Source organism: Novosphingobium sp. BL-S-21, from assembly GCF_055521655.1.
Genome location: NZ_CM145495.1, coordinates 760661 through 778002 on the forward strand (window position 1 = coordinate 760661; position 17342 = coordinate 778002).

At 67.1% G+C, this 17342-nt stretch carries 14 protein-coding genes; 7 read left to right on the forward strand and 7 right to left on the reverse strand.

Translation table 11 applies throughout. From position 1 onward, the window contains the following. Window positions 1-216 precede the first annotated feature (216 nt). Entirely contained in the window at window positions 217-2592 is a 2376-nt protein-coding gene (locus tag ACZ1J6_RS02925) for a DUF3772 domain-containing protein (protein WP_243841025.1), read from the forward strand. Window positions 2593-2637: 45 nt separating this feature from the next. Here ACZ1J6_RS02925 and ACZ1J6_RS02930 read toward each other — a convergent pair whose 3' ends face one another. From ACZ1J6_RS02930 to ACZ1J6_RS02940, 3 genes are read right to left on the reverse strand one after another with little or no spacing between them, the layout of a single operon-like run. Then, complete coding sequence (locus ACZ1J6_RS02930; RefSeq protein ID WP_134094415.1) at window positions 2638-4233, reverse strand: sensor histidine kinase; 1596 nt, start codon at window positions 4231-4233, stop codon at window positions 2638-2640. Next, window positions 4230-4967 carry a response regulator transcription factor gene (locus ACZ1J6_RS02935; RefSeq protein ID WP_243841026.1) on the reverse strand — a complete coding sequence of 246 codons (738 nt, stop codon included), beginning with the start codon at window positions 4965-4967 and terminating at the stop codon, window positions 4230-4232. The genes ACZ1J6_RS02930 and ACZ1J6_RS02935 overlap by 4 nt, the downstream gene beginning before the upstream one ends. A gap of 16 nt (window positions 4968-4983) precedes the next feature. Next, window positions 4984-6582: a DUF4153 domain-containing protein gene (locus ACZ1J6_RS02940; protein ID WP_134094416.1), complete on the reverse strand. Its 1599-nt coding sequence runs from the start codon at window positions 6580-6582 to the stop codon at window positions 4984-4986. Window positions 6583-6697: 115 nt separating this feature from the next. On the opposite strand from ACZ1J6_RS02940, the gene ACZ1J6_RS02945 reads away from it, so the two are divergent. Then, window positions 6698-8425, forward strand: coding sequence for a vWA domain-containing protein (locus ACZ1J6_RS02945; RefSeq protein WP_243841027.1), 1728 nt, complete (start codon window positions 6698-6700; stop codon window positions 8423-8425). Here the strand turns inward: ACZ1J6_RS02945 and ACZ1J6_RS02950 are convergent. Continuing rightward, entirely contained in the window at window positions 8407-9825 is a 1419-nt protein-coding gene (locus ACZ1J6_RS02950; RefSeq protein WP_134094417.1) for a sensor histidine kinase, read from the reverse strand. The two genes, ACZ1J6_RS02945 and ACZ1J6_RS02950, sit on opposite strands and share 19 nt — an antisense overlap. Then, window positions 9822-10490 (reverse strand): response regulator transcription factor, encoded by a 669-nt coding sequence (locus ACZ1J6_RS02955; RefSeq protein ID WP_207912989.1) that lies wholly within the window; start codon window positions 10488-10490, stop codon window positions 9822-9824. Before ACZ1J6_RS02955 ends, ACZ1J6_RS02950 begins: the two co-directional genes overlap by 4 nt. A gap of 352 nt (window positions 10491-10842) precedes the next feature. Here ACZ1J6_RS02955 and ACZ1J6_RS02960 point away from each other — a divergent pair, with 352 nt between their 5' ends. From ACZ1J6_RS02960 to ACZ1J6_RS02975, 4 genes are all read left to right on the forward strand, one after another. Next, window positions 10843-11559, forward strand: coding sequence for a nucleoside/nucleotide kinase family protein (locus ACZ1J6_RS02960; protein WP_208324853.1), 717 nt, complete (start codon window positions 10843-10845; stop codon window positions 11557-11559). 71 nt (window positions 11560-11630) lie between these two features. Continuing rightward, a complete protein-coding gene (locus ACZ1J6_RS02965) occupies window positions 11631-12359 on the forward strand; it encodes a nucleoside/nucleotide kinase family protein (RefSeq protein ID WP_134094418.1) in 729 nt (242 codons plus the stop codon). After that, the gene (locus ACZ1J6_RS02970; protein WP_243841028.1) at window positions 12359-13711 is read left to right on the forward strand and encodes a lipopolysaccharide biosynthesis protein; all 1353 of its coding nucleotides are present in this window, start codon (window positions 12359-12361) and stop codon (window positions 13709-13711) included. Before ACZ1J6_RS02965 ends, ACZ1J6_RS02970 begins: the two co-directional genes overlap by 1 nt. Then, window positions 13708-14529 (forward strand): hypothetical protein, encoded by an 822-nt coding sequence (locus tag ACZ1J6_RS02975; protein ID WP_134094419.1) that lies wholly within the window; start codon window positions 13708-13710, stop codon window positions 14527-14529. The genes ACZ1J6_RS02970 and ACZ1J6_RS02975 overlap by 4 nt, the downstream gene beginning before the upstream one ends. A gap of 73 nt (window positions 14530-14602) precedes the next feature. Here the strand turns inward: ACZ1J6_RS02975 and ACZ1J6_RS02980 are convergent, their stop codons facing one another. Both ACZ1J6_RS02980 and ACZ1J6_RS02985 read right to left on the reverse strand, forming a co-directional pair. Then, window positions 14603-15412, reverse strand: a complete 810-nt coding sequence (locus tag ACZ1J6_RS02980) for a hypothetical protein (RefSeq protein ID WP_134094420.1) — start codon at window positions 15410-15412, stop codon at window positions 14603-14605. Then, a complete protein-coding gene (locus ACZ1J6_RS02985) occupies window positions 15409-15906 on the reverse strand; it encodes an RNA polymerase sigma factor (protein ID WP_134094421.1) in 498 nt (165 codons plus the stop codon). The genes ACZ1J6_RS02980 and ACZ1J6_RS02985 overlap by 4 nt, the downstream gene beginning before the upstream one ends. An 86-nt stretch (window positions 15907-15992) precedes the next feature. Between ACZ1J6_RS02985 and ACZ1J6_RS02990 the strand changes: the two genes are divergently transcribed. Further along, window positions 15993-17252, forward strand: a complete 1260-nt coding sequence (locus tag ACZ1J6_RS02990; RefSeq protein WP_134094422.1) for a S8 family serine peptidase — start codon at window positions 15993-15995, stop codon at window positions 17250-17252. The last annotated feature ends 90 nt before the right edge of the window (window positions 17253-17342 follow it).

Consider the following 17342-nt stretch of genomic DNA (forward strand, 5'->3'; position numbering starts at 1 on the left):
TCCACTTCGCCTGAGCAGCTGACGCCAATAAATGCCGAACGAACTGGCTGTGAGGTGATCGAGGAGCGTCTCCTGCCATCGGCAGATTCTGTCCGCCGAGCATCACACTCCATTGCCCGCTTCCGCGATTGTGTCCGATAGGGCGCCCAGCCTACATAGCGCCGGCGTTGCCGGCCCATGCGGTGCCGGGACTGCAGGAAAACGGAGATCGCTCGAATGCTCGCGAAAAGGCTCGCGCTGATGTTCGTCATGTTTGCGCTGTTGATGCCCGCCGCGGCCACGCCAGTTCTTGCGCAATCGGAGCCTTTGGCTGCGCTTTCGCAGGACCTTGCGGCGGCAGAGAGCGACATCCGGTCGGTCGACAGGTCGATGGATGCGCGCATGAGCGACAGCGATCAGAAGCTGGCCTGGGCCAAGGTTCTGGCCGCCAAGTCTTCGGCCACCGATACGAGCGCCAAGCTCCAGGAACAGATCACGCTGCTCGATGCCAAGCTCGAAGGGCTGGGGCCGCAGCCGAGCAGCGGAGAGGCCCCTGACATCCAGCGGCAGCGAGCGAGCCTGGCAAAGCAGCGCTCTGCCATCGACTCCGCGATCAAGCGCGGGAACCTGCTCGCCGTCGAGGCGCAGCAGCTTGCCGATGAGATTTCGGAGAGCCAGGCCCAGGAACTGGGCGAAAAGCTGTCTACACGCTCGCCTTCTCCGCTGGCGCCCGGTTTCTGGAGTGCGCTCGCTCACGCCTGGCCGCGCGACAGCAGGCGCGCCGCGATGTTCGTCCAGCAGGGGCGGTCCCAGATTGCCTACAGTTTCGATCACGGCACGCCCTGGCTCGCGCTGCTCGGCCTGATCGTGGGATTCCTCATCCTGGTTCCTCTGCGTTCGTTCGTGCGAAGCACCGGGCGAAAGATGCTCACCGAAGGTTTCCCGGCACGCTCGGTCCGCCGCTCGGCCAATGCCTTGTGGCGGGTGCTGGTCGGCACCCTGGCGCCGCTGCTGGCGGGGCTCGCCTTCGTTCAGGGGCTGCGCTGGGCATCCATGGTTCCGCCGAGCTGGAATGCGCTGCTGGGCACCTTCGTTGCCGCTGCGGCGTTCTCTGGCTTCACCATGTCCGTCCTGGGCGCGCTGCTCATGCGGAGTCAGCCCTCATGGAGAATAGCCCGGCTGAGCGACCAGGCCGCTTCTCGGCTGCGGCCCTATACCGTCGTACTCGGGTGTCTTGCCTTTTGCGCGATCATGTCGAACGCGCTCAATCTGACGCTGGGTACGAGCGCGACGGCCACGGCCTGCACCCAGGCCATTCTCGCGCTCTGCCATATCCTCCTGATCGGGGCGAGCCTGGTCACGCTCGGCCGGCTTCGCTCCGCGCAGGCCAGCGAGGGGAGCGGGCAGGTCGCTGCCGGGCTGGGCCTTGTCAATCTGCTGGCCTGGGTGGCGGTTGGGGGCGCTTTCCTGGCCCTGCTCACCGGCTATTTCGGGTTCAGTCTGTTCGTGCTGCAGATGATCGCCTGGGCGGTCGTGCTGGGCGCCGGCGTCTACCTGCTGATGGCAGCGATCGACGATGTCGCCTCGACGGTGTTCGACCGTTCGAGTCCCTTCGGGGATGCACTGGTTCGCAGCCTGGGCCTGCGCGGCAGTGCGATCGACCAGTTCGGCGTCCTGCTGTCAGGAATCCTGCGCGTCACGGTGGTGATCCTGGCACTCGGGATGCTGCTCTCGCCGTTCGGTGCGGGCAATGTCGACAGCCTGTTCGGGCGCCTTGGCCTTCTTGCGCAAGGTTTCGAAGTCGGCGGCGTCAGCGTTTCGCCCGGTGCGCTGGTGCGCGGAGGGCTGGTCCTGTTCGTCGGGCTGGCGCTTGTCAGGGCCTTCATGCGCTGGCTCGATCACCGATACCTGCCTGCCACGGATCTGGACGGAAGCGGGCGCAATTCGGTCAGCCTCGTCGCGCGCTATGTCGGCGTGGCCCTCGCGGTAATCTGGGGGCTGGCTTCGCTCGGGATCGGTGTCGAGCGTATTGCGATATTGCTTTCGGCGCTCTCGGTCGGGATCGGTTTCGGCCTTCAGGCGATCACGCAGAATTTCGTGTCGGGCCTCATCCTGCTTGCCGAGCGGCCCATAAAGATCGGCGATCTCGTCCGCGTCGGCACCGACGAGGGCGACGTCAAGCGGATCAGCGTCCGGTCGACCGAAATCGAACTGGCCGATCATTCCACCCTGATCGTGCCGAATTCCGAGCTGATCACGAAAACGGTCCTCAACAAGACACTGGCCAGCCCACTGGGCCGCCTGCAGATCCAGTTCTCCGTACCGATCGATGTCGACGCAGACGCAGTTCGCAAGATCGTGCTGGAAACTTACGCGGCCGAGGAAAGCGTGCTCAGCGAGCCCGCACCTTCCGTGTTCATCGATTCCATTGCCGATGGGCGGATATTCTTCAACAGTTTCGCCCACGTAGCCACGCCCCGCGCGGCCTACGGAGCGCGCAGCAATTCGTTCGCCACTCTCCTCCGCCGGTTCCGCCAGGACGGAATCGCGATCGGCACGGTCCCGCAGCGGCTCGAACTGGTAGGGGCCTTGCCCGGCGACAGAGATAGCTGACCGGCGGCGGGCAACGCGGACCTTTCGGGCGCCGCGCGATCGGCGCTACCTGCCAGGGCATGTGATCCGAAAATGCGCTCCGCGCTCCGAAGGGATGAGCTCCAGTTCGCCGCCGTACGCCTGGAGCAACGAACGCGCGATCGGCAGACCCAGTCCAGTGCCGCCCAGTTCGCGCTTGCTGGTGAAGAAAGGCGCGAAGATGCGCAGATGGTCCGCCTCGGGAATGCCCGGCCCGTCATCGACGAGATCGATATGGACTACGCCAGGCGCTGGGTGAAGGGCGATATCGAGGCGCCTCGCGCCTGCTTGCCGCGCATTTTCGGCCAGCGTGGTCAGCACGGTTTCCAGGGCATCGCCGTCGATGGAGACATGGGTTTCGTGCTCAGGCAGGTCCACGGCAATTGCGAAGTCTTCGGCCGAGAGTGCATCGGCCACCGCCATCAGCACGGCTCCGGGGCGGACCGCCGCATCGGCGGCACCTATCAGCACATCGGCGCGGGCGAGTTCCATCAACCGGCCGACCAGGCGGGACAGGCGCCGGGCATCGGCGGCCATGTTGGCCAGGAACCGTTCGCTCTCCGCGGGTGACATCTGGGCTCCGTGATCCTGCAGCAGCTCGATGGCGCCGGAAATCCCGGCGAGCGGCGTCTTGAATTCGTGGCTCAGCGAGGAGGAGAAATCGCGCAGATAGCGGGAGCGTTTTTCAATCGCGTCTGCCATTTGCTCGAAATCTTCGTAGAGCGCCCGGATCTCGATGACTTGCAGGGTGGGTTGCGGCGCGGATATGCGCGCACCGGAAGCGAGGGCGCGGGTGGCGCGGCTCAATCCTTCGATCGGGCGCACGATGGCGCGGGAAAGCACGGCCGAGAGCATCAACAGCATAGCGAAGATCGCCGCAACGCCCAGGGCGATCTTGCCCCGATCCTCATAGATGCCCAGTGCCAGCGCGCGCGGCGAGCGCGACAGCAGCAGCACACCCGCGACTTTGCCGTCGATCACGATAGGGCGTGCATGGTGAAGGCGGATGTTTGCGGCGCGGCTTAGCCAGTCGAGCGCATGATGGGCCGGGTGGCCCTCGTTCTCGCGCAGGGTGGTGGTTGGCATACCGGCGAGTGCGGCGCGGACCTCGGGCAAGGCTGCGAGGCTGCCGCCCGCCTCCCGGCCGTTGAGCAGGATGCCTTTCCGATCCAGGATAAGGATGGAGGCGAGAGTGGTGATCTTGGTCTGCTGGAAGGCGGGCATCATCCGCCCTGCCAGCGCCATCGCGGCGGGATCGGGCTGGCTCGCGGCGGGTTGGGCATGGGGGCGGGGCGCCAGGATCGGCGAGGAGCGCAAGTCCACTTCCGTCACGCGGTCATGATAGCGCTCTGGCGGGGCGGGCGGCGGGCCCGGGCGCGCGCCGGGCAGGGCGATGGCGCTGCCGACGACTGCGGCGCTGGCGGCAAGCGCGGCGCCTTGGGCGACCAGTTCCGCTTCGGTTCGTCGCACCAGGGCGTTTTCGTAGATCCGCAGGAAGATTGCCCCGAAGCCCGGCAGCGCGGCGACGAACACCATCGTTCCCAGCAGGATGGTGCGCAGACGCAGGATCGGCCAGTGCCGGACGACGGTGGCCCGGATTTGATCCCAGAGCTTGTCGATCATCCCTGCGCCGTCGCGCCGGTGCAGGTCCCGAGGCGGTAGCCGATCCCCGCGCGGGTCTCGATCAAGTCGCTGCCGCCCGCTTCGGCAAATTTGCGGCGCAAGTTGCGGACATGGCTGTCGATCGTGCGATCGGTGAGCGCGAAGCCCGGGCCGCGGAGGCGGTCGATAATCTGGTCGCGCGAGAAGATGCGGGTGGGCCCGGCCAGCAAGGTGCGCAGGATGGTGAACTCGGTCACGGTAAGGCCGACCTCGTGGCCGTGCCACTGCGCGGTCCAGCTCTCTGGATCGAGACTGAGCAGACCGTGACGCAGCACTGTGACCGTGTCGGCCGGGCTTGCCGAGGATCCGCTCCGCGAGCCGGTGCGGCGAAGGATCGCCATCGATCGGGCCACGACTTCGCGCGGGGAGAACGGCTTCACCACATAGTCGTCGCCGCCCAGTTCGATGCCCAGCACACGGTCGATCTCGTCATCGCGCGAGGACAGGAAGAATATCGGCACCTCGCTCGTGGCGCGTAGGCGGCGGCAGACTTCAAGACCGTCCATGCGCGGCATATTGATGTCAAGGATCACCAGATCGGGGGCGTGGCGTTCGACTTGCGCCAGCGCTTCCTCTCCGTCCCCGGCTTCGAGCGTGCCGAAACCGGCCTTGCCGAAGGCGAAGACGAGCAACTGGCGGATATGGGGATCGTCGTCGACGAGGAGGATCGTGCCGGGCATGGTGGAGATGTTCATGTCCACAGGGCCCCTGTCAATGCGGCGAAGGGGGCTGTGATGGGGATTGCGGCGTTGCAGGCAGCGGTGTCGGCGGGCTGGGCGGGGCCGGCGGCAAGGCTGCGGCAGGCTCGGGTATCCGCGAGCCGTCGCATTCACGCGGGCCTTCTCCCATGTCCATCCGTGGCAAGCCCGCGGCGAGGGCATCAGCCTGGGCACGTCGGCTTGCGTGGAGGAGGCCGCCGTTCATCGGATCGCCGCGTTCCACTCGCTTGCGGACGGCGTGCACGCGCATTCGAAATTCGGGCTGAAGCTCGCGGCGTCCTTCGAGTTCGAGCAGGGGAAGAAGGGCGGAATCGCCTTGCTGGCCAAGATAGCACAAGTCCAGAACCGCCCCGGCGCCGCCGACCTCGCGGGCGTGACGTACATTCCAGGTTGCCGCTACCGTACCGAAGTCGATGAAGCTGGCTATGGTCAGCATCAGGGCGGTAATCGCGAGATTGACGTTGACCAGCCAGGCCGAACTGCGATCGCGCAGCAGGCGCCAGCAGATCGTGGCAAGGCCGAAAGCAACGAGCACCATCCAGGCCAGCGCCGCGATCCGCAAGCAGGTGAGCGAATAGGCTTCGACATAATCGACCGTGCGCTGGATCGATGAGGCGACGAGGACGATGTTCTGCGCGATCCACAAGGTCACCAGCCATCGGATCATGGGCGAACCGGCGGTCTCGGAACCCGGACGCAGCGCGATCAGCACGAAGAAGGCTGCCAGCACTGCCGTGGCGATCAGCGGGTAGGCACCGCGGTGCGCATAGTCGGCCAGCGTCATGCCTTCGGGCAAGGATGCCATGCCCCACAGATAGGCCGCGTCGAGCAGGTTCTGCACGGCGAAGATCGCGTTGAAGACCACCAGCGAGATCATGATCGACGCAGGCGAGAATCCCGGCAGGCGGGTATCTCCCCGTCCTTCGAACAGAGGGTGGGGGCGTTTCAGCAGGCTGGGACGCAGCAGGCTCCAGAGCATGGCGAAGAACAAAGACCACAAGAAGGCCCGGCAGATCGTGAGGAAACTCGTGTCGATCGCCAGCAGTGCGGAGGCAGCCCGCGCCAGTATGGGATTGGCGGCGCAGAACAGCGCTGCAATAATCGTCCCTCCCAGCAAGGGGATCGTGAGCAGGGAAGCGGCCCGGCGTATGCCGATCCGCTTGCCGTGGCCAGCCCTGCGGACTCGCGCGATGCGCCGCAGGTCGATAAAGGGCCCGAACGGCGTGCGCAGCCCCTGCCACAAAAGACGCTGCGCCCATTGCCAGCCGTCATCGAAGCGGCCAGCCTGCGGCAGCAGGGCCGCCATGCCTGCTGCAAGCCAGAACAGCATCACCGACAGCAGGCTGGCATCCCAGGCCAGAGCGAGCGCGAAAACGGTCGCTGCCATGACTGCCAGCAGAGCCGCGCCGCTCCGCCGCACGGCCGGCCTTCCAACCAGCAGGCCGGCGAGCAGGGCGAGTGCGAGGACGCCGGGCGCTCCGCCGATCGGTCCGCGTTGATAGAAGAGCCAGTCACCCAGTCCGGCGAAAGCCAGGCCCATCGCCGGCTTCCATCGAAAGCTGGAGCCCAAGCGCGATCTAGCGAGTTGCATTCGTGTATCTCCCTGAAAGACGGGAGTTATCATGAGCGGCCAACTGCGCAGCCGGTAATGGCATGGTGGTCAATTCTTGGCGCAAGGACTGTGCAGAACCCGTGCAGAGCGAGTGATGCTTCCCGGTAATCGGCCGTTATCCGCTATCGTGATGTGTTCGACTTGGATGCAGGATTTGAAACTGCGTGTTCACGCCCCTTGTCTGAATGCAGTTCGAGAAACTACCTCGGCTCCACCAGTAAAGTGGAGAACATACATGCGTTTTCGTGCGATCATGTCCATTCCATTGATCTCAGGGCTCATGCTATCGGCCTGTGGCGGCGAGAGGTCCCCGGGAGACGGGGGATACGAAAATGTGACGGCAGGCAACGGTGGCACTGAGCGCTATGACGGAAAGACGGTCAGCCCGATCCACCGCGTGGTCAGCGAACCCGTCTCGACATTTGCCGTCGACGTCGACACGGGCTCCTACACCAATGTCCGGCGCATGTTGATGGGCGGGCAACCCGTGCCGGAAGAAGCTGTGCGGACAGAGGAAATGATCAACTACTTCCGGTACGACTATCCACTGGCGACCGATCGCACGGCGCCGTTCAGCGTGACGACGGACGTCACCACCACGCCATGGGACAGGCGGACCCGGCTTCTGCGCATCGGCCTGCGCGGCTATGACGTGGCACGGTCCGAACGTCCGGCGGCGAACCTGGTCTTCATGGTGGACGTGTCCGGGTCCATGGACGCACCGGACAAGCTGCCGCTGGTGAAGCAGGCGCTGTCGATCCTAGCTGACGGACTGCGGGCGGAGGACAGCATTTCCATCATCACGTATTCGGGCTCGGTGGCGACATTGGTCGATGGCAGCCACGACGCTGCTGCGGTCAAGGCGGCGCTGTCCGGGCTGGAGGCAGGCGGCGGCACGGCCGGAGGCCCGGCGTTGTCGATGGCGTACGACCTTGCGCGGGCGCATCGCATTCCGGGCGGAATCAACCGGATCGTCATGGCGACCGATGGGGACTTCAACCTCGGTTTGTCCGATCAGGCGGGGCTCGAGGCCATGGTCCGGCAGAACCGCGAGGACGGCATCACGCTGACGACGCTTGGCTTCGGCCAGGGCAACTACAACGATGCGATGATGGAAGCGGTCGCCGATCTCGGCAACGGCAACCACGCCTACATCGACAACCTGATGGAGGCGCGCAAGGTGCTGGACGAGGAATTGTCGTCCACGTTGTTCACCATTGCCAAGGACGTAAAGATGCAAGTCGAATTCAACCCGGCCGTTGTCGGCGAATATCGCCTGATCGGCTATGAGAACCGCGCGCTGCGGGAGGAGGACTTCGTCGATGACAAGGTGGACGCCGGCGAGATCGGAGCAGGGCACCAGGTTACTGCGATCTACGAGATCGTGCCCGCGGGGCAGTTGGGATGGCTGCCTGCCCGAAAATACGCTGCAAACACCGCGACTGCGTCGGCCGCGGCTGCGAATCCCGTTGAGGCTGCAACCGTGCGGCTTCGCTACAAGCTTCCGGACGAAACGGAAAGCCGGCTTCTCGAAGCGCCAGTCGCTGCCGGCCGCCTTGGCGCCGCAACGGCGCCGGTAGGCGATGCCGCATTCGCCATCGCGGTGGCCGCGTTCGGGCAGAAGCTGCGCCGGGACAGCCGGCTGGCAGACTTCGGCTACGCCGATATTGCGCGTCTCGCCGGGCACCCGGCGAATTACTGGCGACAGGAATTCGTGGCGATGACCAATTTGGCGGCACGTTCCGACGGCCAGACGGAGCGGGGCCGCGCCGGGCTTTCCGCCTCAGACCCCAATGGTGCGGGTTATGCGCTTAGGCCATGATCGATTGCGGCGGGCAGGCTGAGGACCACGAGCAGTCCGCCGCCGTCCTGGCGATCTTCGAGCCGGACCGTCCCGCCTGCCAGCTTCATCGCTTTCACAGCGATGGACAGGCCGAGGCCGCTGCCCGCTTCGTTCGCGGTGCCGCGCTCGAAGCGGCGCAGCAGGCGGTCGCGATCGGCCGGGGGCACGCCGCGGCCCCGGTCGCCCACGGTAATGGCAAGGCGATCGGAACTGCGGACGATGGCGATGTCCACTTGTCCGCCGTCCCGCGCATGGACCGTCGCATTGCCGATCACGGCCGAGAGTGCGATCTGCAGCGAGGAGGGGTCGCAGCGCCAGCGCACGATGTGATCGGGCGTGACGGAGAACTCCATCGTTTCAGGCGGCAGATGGATCAGCGTTTCGGCCACGACGTCCGCCACCAGTGCATGGACGTCCACCGAGCGGGTGGACACCGCCGTCGCGTTCAGACGGGCAAGGGTGAGCATCCCGTCGATCAGGTCGCCGGCCCGGTCCACTACCGCGAGCAGCCGGTTCGTTTCCTCCTGCTGCGGGGCGGGCACGCTCTTGCGCAGGAGCTGCGCCTGGGCGCGGATCGCCGCCAGCGGCGTACGCAGTTCATGCGCGACATCGTCGGTAAAGGCCTGTTCCAACTCGTAGGCCTGGTCGAGGCGAACGAACAGCTTGTTCAGCGCGACGATCAGCGGGCCGAGGTCGCGCGACCAGTCGCCGCGCGCCAGCGGCGTCAGGTCCGCCAATGAGCGGGCGTTCAGCGTGCTTGCCAGCCGCTCGACTTCGGACAGGCTCTTGCGCAGGGTCCACCAGAGCACGAGCATGCTGGCCGCGATCAGCAGCAGGAGCGGCAGGGCCAGCTTGCGCAGTACCGGAACCATCGAGAATTCGCGCATGGTGTCGCGTTCCGCCACCACCACCAGCAGGCGGGGGTCGCGGCCAGGCAGTCCGTAACTGCGCCAATGATCGCCCACGGCGATGAAATCGTGCAGTCCGGGTTGGCGCGGCACGAGGCTGACCGGCGCGCCCCAGCCGGACTGGGCGACCGGCTGGCCCTCCCAGAAGACCGCGAACATGCACCAGTCGTAGGAGGCGTGAAAGGCCTTGCGCTCCTCGTCCGACAGCAGAGGATCATCGTCGAGTTTCTGCGGCTCCCGTGCCTGATCCTGGCCTTGATTTTGGCCGCGGGCGGCGAGCACGCCTGCGGTCAGCTCGTCCTGCATCATCATGTAGAGCAGGCGCGAGGCGTTCACCAGCTGCGCATCGGAGGCGCGGCCGATCTCCCGGTTGGTGACGGAATAGAGGATCGCGCCCATGCCCAGGCCCGTCAGCGCCAGCAGGATCAGCACGCGGCGATAGAGCCGGCTGGAAAGCGACGAGCGCTTCATGCGTGCGGCCCGCCCACCATGTAGCCGAGCCCGCGCGCGGTGCGGATGAAGTCGCGCCCGAACTTGCGGCGCAGCGCGGATATGGCGACTTCGACGGTGTTCGATTCCACCCAGTGCTCCTGGTCGTAGAGTTCGCCTTCGAGGTCGGCCTTGGAGACGAAGCGCCGGGCGCGTCGCATCAGCAGGGCGAGCACGCGAAATTCCTTGGCGGTCAGCGCCACCACCTCGCCCTCCAGCGAGGCGACGTGGCCGGAGAAATCCAGCGTCACTTCGCCCACGCTCACGCTGTCGGCCGAGCGGCCGTCCTTACGCCGAAGCTGCGAGCGGATGCGCGCGGCCAGTTCCTCCAGGTCCACGGGCTTGACCACATAGTCGTCGGCGCCGGCGTCCAGCCCGGCCACGCGCTGGCGGGTACGGTCGAAGGCGGTCACGACGATGACAGGCGTTGCATTGCCCTCTGCGCGGAGCTGGCGCAGCACCTCCAGCCCGCCCATGCGCGGCATGCCGAGGTCCAGCAGGATCACATCGTAAGCGTTCACGCTGGCCGCTTCGAGGACGTCGTCGCCCCGCGCGAAGAGATCGACCACATAGCCGTCCAGCTCCAGCGCGCGCTTCATCGCCGGGCCGAGGTCGGCATCGTCTTCGGCAACCAGCAGACGGGGCAAGGGCCAGGCTCCCAGAGCAAGTGAGCGGCACGGATCCGCCGCGGCAAGCCTTTCGCCTATGCCAGCTTTCGGGGGCCGTCAAACGGGCGAAATATCTTTTTCGCGCCATCAGCCTCGCATCAGCTTCGGGGTCTAGGGCCTGTGGATCGACCTGAATTCAGGCGGCGCTTTTGCAGGAACCCCCCTCCGCCACACCCGGCAAAGACCGGCAGGCGGAGCCATCACGGCCCATTCGAATATGACCATCCACCAGTCTCCGCGCGATCTCGCATCCGGGATCGTAACCCGTCCCTCCCATGGCCCGGCCTTTCCGGTCTCGCGACGGAAGGCGCGAAACCCCCTCGCACCCTGCGTGGCGCTGATCGGCCTGGACGGGTCGGGAAAGTCCACCCTGGCCAGCGATCTCGTTTCGCTGCTCGACCGCCGCTCGCCCACCCGCTCGATCTACCTCGGGCTCGGCACCGGCGATCTCGGGCGCCGGATCGGCGGGATTCCCGTGATTGGCCGACTGGCGGAGCGCTTCCTGACCGGCAAGGCGAAGAAGGCGCATGACGGCAAGGCGCATGACGGCAAGGCGCGTGACGGCAAGGCGGGGCCGGAGCGGGAGAAGCGCCTGCCCGGCCTGGCGACGGCGCTGGCGATGTTCGGCTTTTCGCTGGCGCGCAGGCGGCGCTTCCGCAAGGTGCTCGATTTCCGCCGGCATGGCGTGCAGGTCATAACCGACCGCTATCCGCAGGCCGAAGTGCCCGGCAGCTTCGATGGCCCCGGTCTGTCCTGGATGCGCAAGGGTTCGGCGCTGGTCCAGCGCCTGGCCTCGCGCGAGCGCGCGCTTTACGCCGAGATGGCCGCCTATCGCCCGACACTGGTGATCCGGCTCAACGTCGATGTCGACACGGCACTGGCGCGCAAATCCGATCACCAGCGCGACATGCTGGAGAAGAAGCTCGCAGTGGTGCCCACCTTGCGCTTCGGCGGGGCGCAGATCGTCGACGTCGATGCCACCCGCCCTTACCGCGAAGTGCTCGAAAGCGTGCTGGCCGTGCTGCGCCGCCATGGCCTCGAGGCCTGAAGCTTCGCGTTCCGGTCTTCCCCTGCGGCAACACGATCGAGCCGCCGCCCCATCGATTTTCAGGTTTCCAGATGATCCGTAATTCCCTTCCTCCCCTCATCGCCGTCGTCGGTTGCGACGGTTCCGGCAAGTCGACCGTCACCGAGGCGCTGCGCCTCTGGATGAGCGCGCGCCAGCCCACGCGGATCTGCCATCTCGGCAAGCAGTCCGGCAATATCGGCCGCCGCATCGCGCGCCTGCCGCTGCTGGGCGGAAAGCTCGACAAGTCGATTCACGCCAAGGCGCAGAAGGCCCAGACCGACAAGGGGCCGGGCGTCCTGGCGGCTATGGTGATCTACATGTTCTCGATGCGGCGCGTGCGCCGGTTCGGGCGCATGATGAAGCTGTGGGAAGGGGGCCATGCGATCATCGCCGACCGCTTCCCCCAACTGGGCGTGCCGGGGCCGATGGATGGCCTCGGCCTGGCCGGTGCGGGCGGGGGCGGGGGCGGTCTCGTGGGCTGGCTGGCACGCTCGGAGCGTCGCCGTTACGCGGCGATGGTGGTCAATGCGCCCGATCTGGTGCTGCGGCTCAACGTCTCGCTGGAGGTGGCCCTGGCGCGCAAGCCCGATCACCGCGCTTCCTCGCTGGCGCGCAAGGTGGCCGACGTGCCGCGACTCACTTTCGAGGGCGCGCCCATCGTCGAGATCGACGCGGATCTGCCGCTCGAACAGGTCCTGGCGCAGGCCAGGGCCGCGATCGAGCGCCGCCTGGCGGAGATCGAAGCGCGGGACCTTGCCTCCGACAGGAAGGCGGCGTGATGAAGTCTCTCTCCATGAAGCACTGGTTTGCCGACGGGGTGTTCCGCACGATCGTGCGCAATGCCTCCTACCTCGGATCGAGCAAGCTGGTCGGGGCGCTGCTGGGCCTGATCGCGCTGGCCTGCGCCGGGCGCGGACTGACGCCGGCCCTGTTCGGCACGCTGGTCATCATCCACTCCTATGCCAATGGCGTCGGCGCGCTGGTCAAGTTCCAGACCTGGCAGTTCATCGTGCGCTATGGCACCCCGGCACTCGGACGCGGTGACCTTGGCGAATTTCGCGACGTCACCGGCTTCGCTTTCGGGTTGGACCTTGCCAGCGGACTGGTGGGCCTGGCGGGGGGACTCGTCCTGCTGCCGTTCCTGGCCGCCTGGTTCGGTATTCCCGCCGAAGACGTGCAGCTCGCGATGCTCTACTGCACGCTGATCCCGACGATGACGGCGGCAACGCCGACCGGCATCCTGCGCGTGCTGGACCGGTTCGACCAGATCGCCGTCCAGCAGATGGTCACCCCGGCACTGCGCGCGCTGGGCGGCGTGATCTCCTATTTCGGCGGCTTCGGTTTCGCCGGCTTCGTCATCACCTGGTATCTGGCCGACCTGCTGGGCGACTTGTGCCTCTGGGCGATGTCGGTGCAGGAACTGCGCCGCAAGGGCATTCGCGGCGCGCTGCGTCCCGGGCTGGCGGGACCGGGGCGGCGGCTGTCGGGCGCGTGGGACTTCGTGTGGACCACCAATTTCGCCCATTCGATCTGGGCGGCCTGGGGCCCGGTGAGCAACCTGATCGTCGGCGCCTTGCTCGGGCCGACCAGCGCGGGCCTGTTCAAGATCGCGGCGACCTTCTTCGATTCCGCCAGCAAGCCCGCGGATCTCATGTCGCGCAGCTTCTATCCGGAGATCATGCGCCTCGACCCTGCGACGCGCCATCCCTGGCAGCTTGCCATCCGCAGCGCGCTGATTTCCGGCGGGATCGGCTTCGTGATCCTGCTGGCGGTGATCCTGGGGGGCGAACCCGTGATCGGGCTGGTGTTCGGCAAACGCTATGTCGAAGCCTATGACCTGCTTCAGCTCATGACCGCCTCGCTGATCGTGACGATGGCCAGCTTCCCGCTGGAATCGCTGCTCTACATGGCAGGACGCCAGCGTTCGGCGCTGGTGGCGGAAGGCGCGGCGGCGGCGGGCTATGCGGTGCTGCTTTTCGTACTGATCCATATGTTCGGCATCACGGGCGCGGGGCTGGCCTATGTCGCGGGGGTGTGCCTCAAGGCACTGTTCATGTTCATGCCCACGCTCTGGGCCTATCGGGCACGCGGGACGCTTTCGCATATCATGGCGCAGGAGGCGCACGCATGAGCAGGCATTTCCCGCAGGAAACGCTTGGCGCGCTGTTCGACGCCATCGAGATAGACGACGTGGTGGACCCGGTGGTCAGGCTGCCCGATCCGATCACGGTCGAATGCTCGCAGGAGGAGATGGCTCGCTGCCTGGACCTGTGCCGCCAGTTTTGGCGGGAACGGGCAAGTCAGGCGGAGATGCGCGCGCTTGTCGACACGCTGCTGCTGACCGGCGACCTGCCGCAGGACGCCCGCGCGCGCTACAAGCATATCCGCGCGGCCTACAAGCAACTGCGCTTCGCCCTGGTGCTCTATGGCCGCCCGCACAAGGCGCCGCTGCTGTTCCGCGCGACGGTGGCGATCATGGGGCATCTGCAGGACGCGTTCCGCAACCGCCGGCGCGCGGCGATCCTGGGTTTCGCGCTCATGCTCCGCGTGCTGCTGGCCCGGCCGGCCTGGGCGGCGGTGCGGCGCGAGGTGGGCAAGGTGCGACTGGACGATGCGCAGGGCTTCCTCGCCTTCCGCAAGGCGGAGTTTCGCAAGCTGAGGAGCTGGCTCAGGGACGGGGCGCTGACCGGGCACCGCTTCCACATGATCCGCAAGGTCGTCAGCCGCCAGGTCTCGTTCTACGACACCTTGCGGACGCTGGAACCCGACGAGCACGCCTATCGCATGTCGCGCTTCCTCAGCGCCATCAACGGGCTGATGGGCAGCATGCACGACGATCTCGTGGAACAGGCCGGCAAAGGGCACCGCGACTACCACCGCGACGATGTCCCCATGCCGGAAGACATTCTGGTCCGCCTGCAGGCCCTGACATCGGCCTATCCGGCATGATGGGCCGTCAGGATCGGCACCGGCATCGGCATTGGAGTCGGGCGCGGAGCGGCCCCGCCGTCACCCCGACCGTTTAACGCCATCCTTTCTCGATCGCTGCCCGTTCCTGGGCGGCATCGAGAGGATCGCCGCGCATCATGTCCTGTGCGGCGGCGAGCATGTCGCCCTGCACCGAACCGGCCTGCCGGTAATCGCTCGATGGCCCGCCGCCGCCCGCCATGGTGCGTTCGAGCAGCCAGGTGCCCTCCCGTCGGCAGGCGATGCCCGAAGTCGCCGTGCCTGCGAACACGCGGCAATAGTCGCCGCCCTGCCGCCTGAAACTGGCGAGCATGCGGAGGCCGTCGACATCGCCTGCGGATGCCAGCTGACGATCCAGCGTTCGCGCCAGCGAACCCGAAGCGGCCAGCCCCGCGCGCGTCTGGGTGACCGGGCCTTCGCGGTGCAACTGGCTGCCGAGCATCAGCCCGAGCACCAGAGAGGCGGCGATGGCGAAGGCCATGCGGCGATCCGCGAAAATCGGCACGTTCGGGCGCCTGGCTGCGCGATCGCGCGCCTTTTCGGCTTCCTTGCGCCGGGTACGGGCCGCAGCAAGATCGACGACTTCGGCGGGAGAGGGGGCGGGAGCGGGGGCGACCTTGTCGGTCGTGGCCTGTCCGGCATCCGCGGCGGCGGCGCGGGCGATGAGGTCGGTCAGCGCAAGAGGTACCGGCTCCTGCGCAACCGGATCGAGGCGGGCGCGCAGCGCGGCGCGCAGACCGCGCTCTGCCTCCAGCCGCCGGGCGAGGACGGGATCCGCAGCGATTGCGGCTTCCACGCGCGCGGCCTCTTCGCCGGACAGTTCACCATCGGCCAAGGCCATGAGCTCTTCGGGGGTCACGCTCATGCGGTTTCTCCAAGTTCCTTCAAAAGCGCCTCGCGGCCGCGGCCGAGGCGGGAGGTCAGGGTGCCCTGCGGAATGCCGATGATCTCGGCCGCTTCCTTGTAGGCAAAGCCCTCGACCAGGATGAGCACCACGGCTTCGCGCTGGTCGGCGGGAAGGCGCGCCAGCGCCCGGTCGACATTGCCAAGCTCGACGCGGTTTTCCGCATCGCGGTCTCCTGCGATGCCCACGTTCATGCCCTCGTCCTCGTGCACGAACGTCCGTGCGCGGCGGCTGCGCGATCTCGTCTCGTCAATCCACTGGTTGCGCATGATCCGGTACACCCAGGCATCGAGCCGCGTGCCTTCCTGCCACTGGCCGCGGGCCACCAGAGCGCGTTCGACGGTGGACTGGCACAAGTCGTCGGCATCCGCCGCGTTCTGTGTCAGGCCACGCGCGAAGCGGCGCAGGCGGGGCAGCAATGCCGTCAGTTGGTCGCAGAAGTCGTGCGTTCTCATCGAAATATCGTTTCCGTGAGGATGAAACGTTCCGATGGCACCGTTTCATCCTTGAGCGCCACCGATTTTTGCTGTGGGAACGAGGAATGGGTCGAAGGTCTGAAATGCGCGCGGGGCTGGCCGCGCTGATACTGGCCGCGCTGGCGGCCCCCGCCGCCGCGCAACTGGGATTGCCGGGCGGGTTGGATCCCCTCGGCACGATCGATCGCACGCGGTCGGCGGTTTCGGGCGCTGCCGAGAATGTCGTCGACCGTTCGGTTTCGGGGCTCTCCACGATTGCCGGCAATGCCGGCCAACTGGCGCAGGACCGGCTCGGGCGGCTGCGCGATTTCGTTGCGGCCCGGCGCGGCAGCGTCGACTGGGACGAACGCCACGAACCGGCCCGCGCCGGCGAACTGCTGCTGCTCGATCCCGATGCGGACAGCCTCGCACGGGCGGCGGAGAAGGGCTTCGCGCTGATAGAACAAGCCGGGATCGCGGACCTCGGCATCGCCTATGCCCGCCTTTCCACCCCGAAAGGCGAGCCGCTGGCCCGGGCCATTGCCGACTTGCGCCGCATCCTGCCGGGCCGGGAGATCACGGCAGACCATTTGCACTTTCCCTCAGGCGCTGCCTCGGGGAAGAGCGGTGCAAGCGCGGCGGCAACCGCGCTGCCCAAGGGCGGCACGGTGGGCGTGATCGATGGCGGGGTCGCCGGATCGGACCGACTGGCCGCGCAAGGCGCCTTTGCGGCCGGGGCACCGAAAGCGAGCGACCATGCCTCGGCCATCGCCTCCTTGCTCAAGGGGGCGGGCACGACACGGATCTACGGTGCGGATGTCTACGGCACCGATCCTGCGGGCGGCAATGCCCTGGCGATCGCGCGCGCCCTCGGCTGGATGGCGGCGCAGCGGGTGCCGGTGGTCTCGATCAGCCTGGTCGGGCCTGCCAATCCGCTGCTGGCCCGGGCGGTGGCGGCGGCGCGGGCCAGGGGCATCGTTGTGGTGGCGGCCGTGGGCAATGACGGCGCGGCGGCGCCCCCGGCCTTTCCCGCCTCCTATCTGGGTGTCGTCGCGGTCACGGGCGTCGACGGGCGCGGGCGCGTGCTGATCGAGGCAGGCAGGGCCGCGCATCTCGACTATGCGGCGCCCGGCGCCGACATGACGGCGCTGGTGCCGGGCAAAGGGCGCATCGGTCTGCGCGGCACCTCATTTGCAGCGCCGCTTGCCGCTGCCCGGATGGCCGCGCGGATGGGCCCTGACCGCGACGTCGCGGCGGTCTTGCGGGCGACCAACACCGAAGCCCTGGCCCCTTCACGGCGGACCGGCCGCGGCGTGCTCTGCACGGTCTGCCGGACCGGCGGCTGATCGCGTTTTCGGTTTTTCGGCATGCCGAGGGATGAAACCGGCAAGGCCATCCGTTTCTCTCCCAGACCCTTCGCCAAGCGTTTCGGCGCG

Bases quoted from the DNA above. Each gene is read 5' to 3' on its own strand.
- ACZ1J6_RS02925 (WP_243841025.1), top strand. From the start codon at position 217: ATGCTCGCGAAAAGGCTCGCGCTGATGTTCGTCATGTTTGCGCTGTTG.
- ACZ1J6_RS02930 (WP_134094415.1), bottom strand. From the start codon at position 4,233: ATGATCGACAAGCTCTGGGATCAAATCCGGGCCACCGTCGTCCGGCAC.
- ACZ1J6_RS02950 (WP_134094417.1), bottom strand. From the start codon at position 9,825: ATGAAGCGCTCGTCGCTTTCCAGCCGGCTCTATCGCCGCGTGCTGATC.
- ACZ1J6_RS02990 (WP_134094422.1), top strand. From the start codon at position 15,993: ATGGGTCGAAGGTCTGAAATGCGCGCGGGGCTGGCCGCGCTGATACTG.
- ACZ1J6_RS02985 (WP_134094421.1), bottom strand. From the start codon at position 15,906: ATGAGAACGCACGACTTCTGCGACCAACTGACGGCATTGCTGCCCCGC.
- ACZ1J6_RS02970 (WP_243841028.1), top strand. From the start codon at position 12,359: ATGAAGTCTCTCTCCATGAAGCACTGGTTTGCCGACGGGGTGTTCCGC.
- ACZ1J6_RS02975 (WP_134094419.1), top strand. From the start codon at position 13,708: ATGAGCAGGCATTTCCCGCAGGAAACGCTTGGCGCGCTGTTCGACGCC.
- ACZ1J6_RS02945 (WP_243841027.1), top strand. From the start codon at position 6,698: ATGCTTCCCGGTAATCGGCCGTTATCCGCTATCGTGATGTGTTCGACT.
- ACZ1J6_RS02940 (WP_134094416.1), bottom strand. From the start codon at position 6,582: ATGCAACTCGCTAGATCGCGCTTGGGCTCCAGCTTTCGATGGAAGCCG.
- ACZ1J6_RS02935 (WP_243841026.1), bottom strand. From the start codon at position 4,967: ATGAACATCTCCACCATGCCCGGCACGATCCTCCTCGTCGACGACGAT.
- ACZ1J6_RS02980 (WP_134094420.1), bottom strand. From the start codon at position 15,412: ATGAGCGTGACCCCCGAAGAGCTCATGGCCTTGGCCGATGGTGAACTG.
- ACZ1J6_RS02965 (WP_134094418.1), top strand. From the start codon at position 11,631: ATGATCCGTAATTCCCTTCCTCCCCTCATCGCCGTCGTCGGTTGCGAC.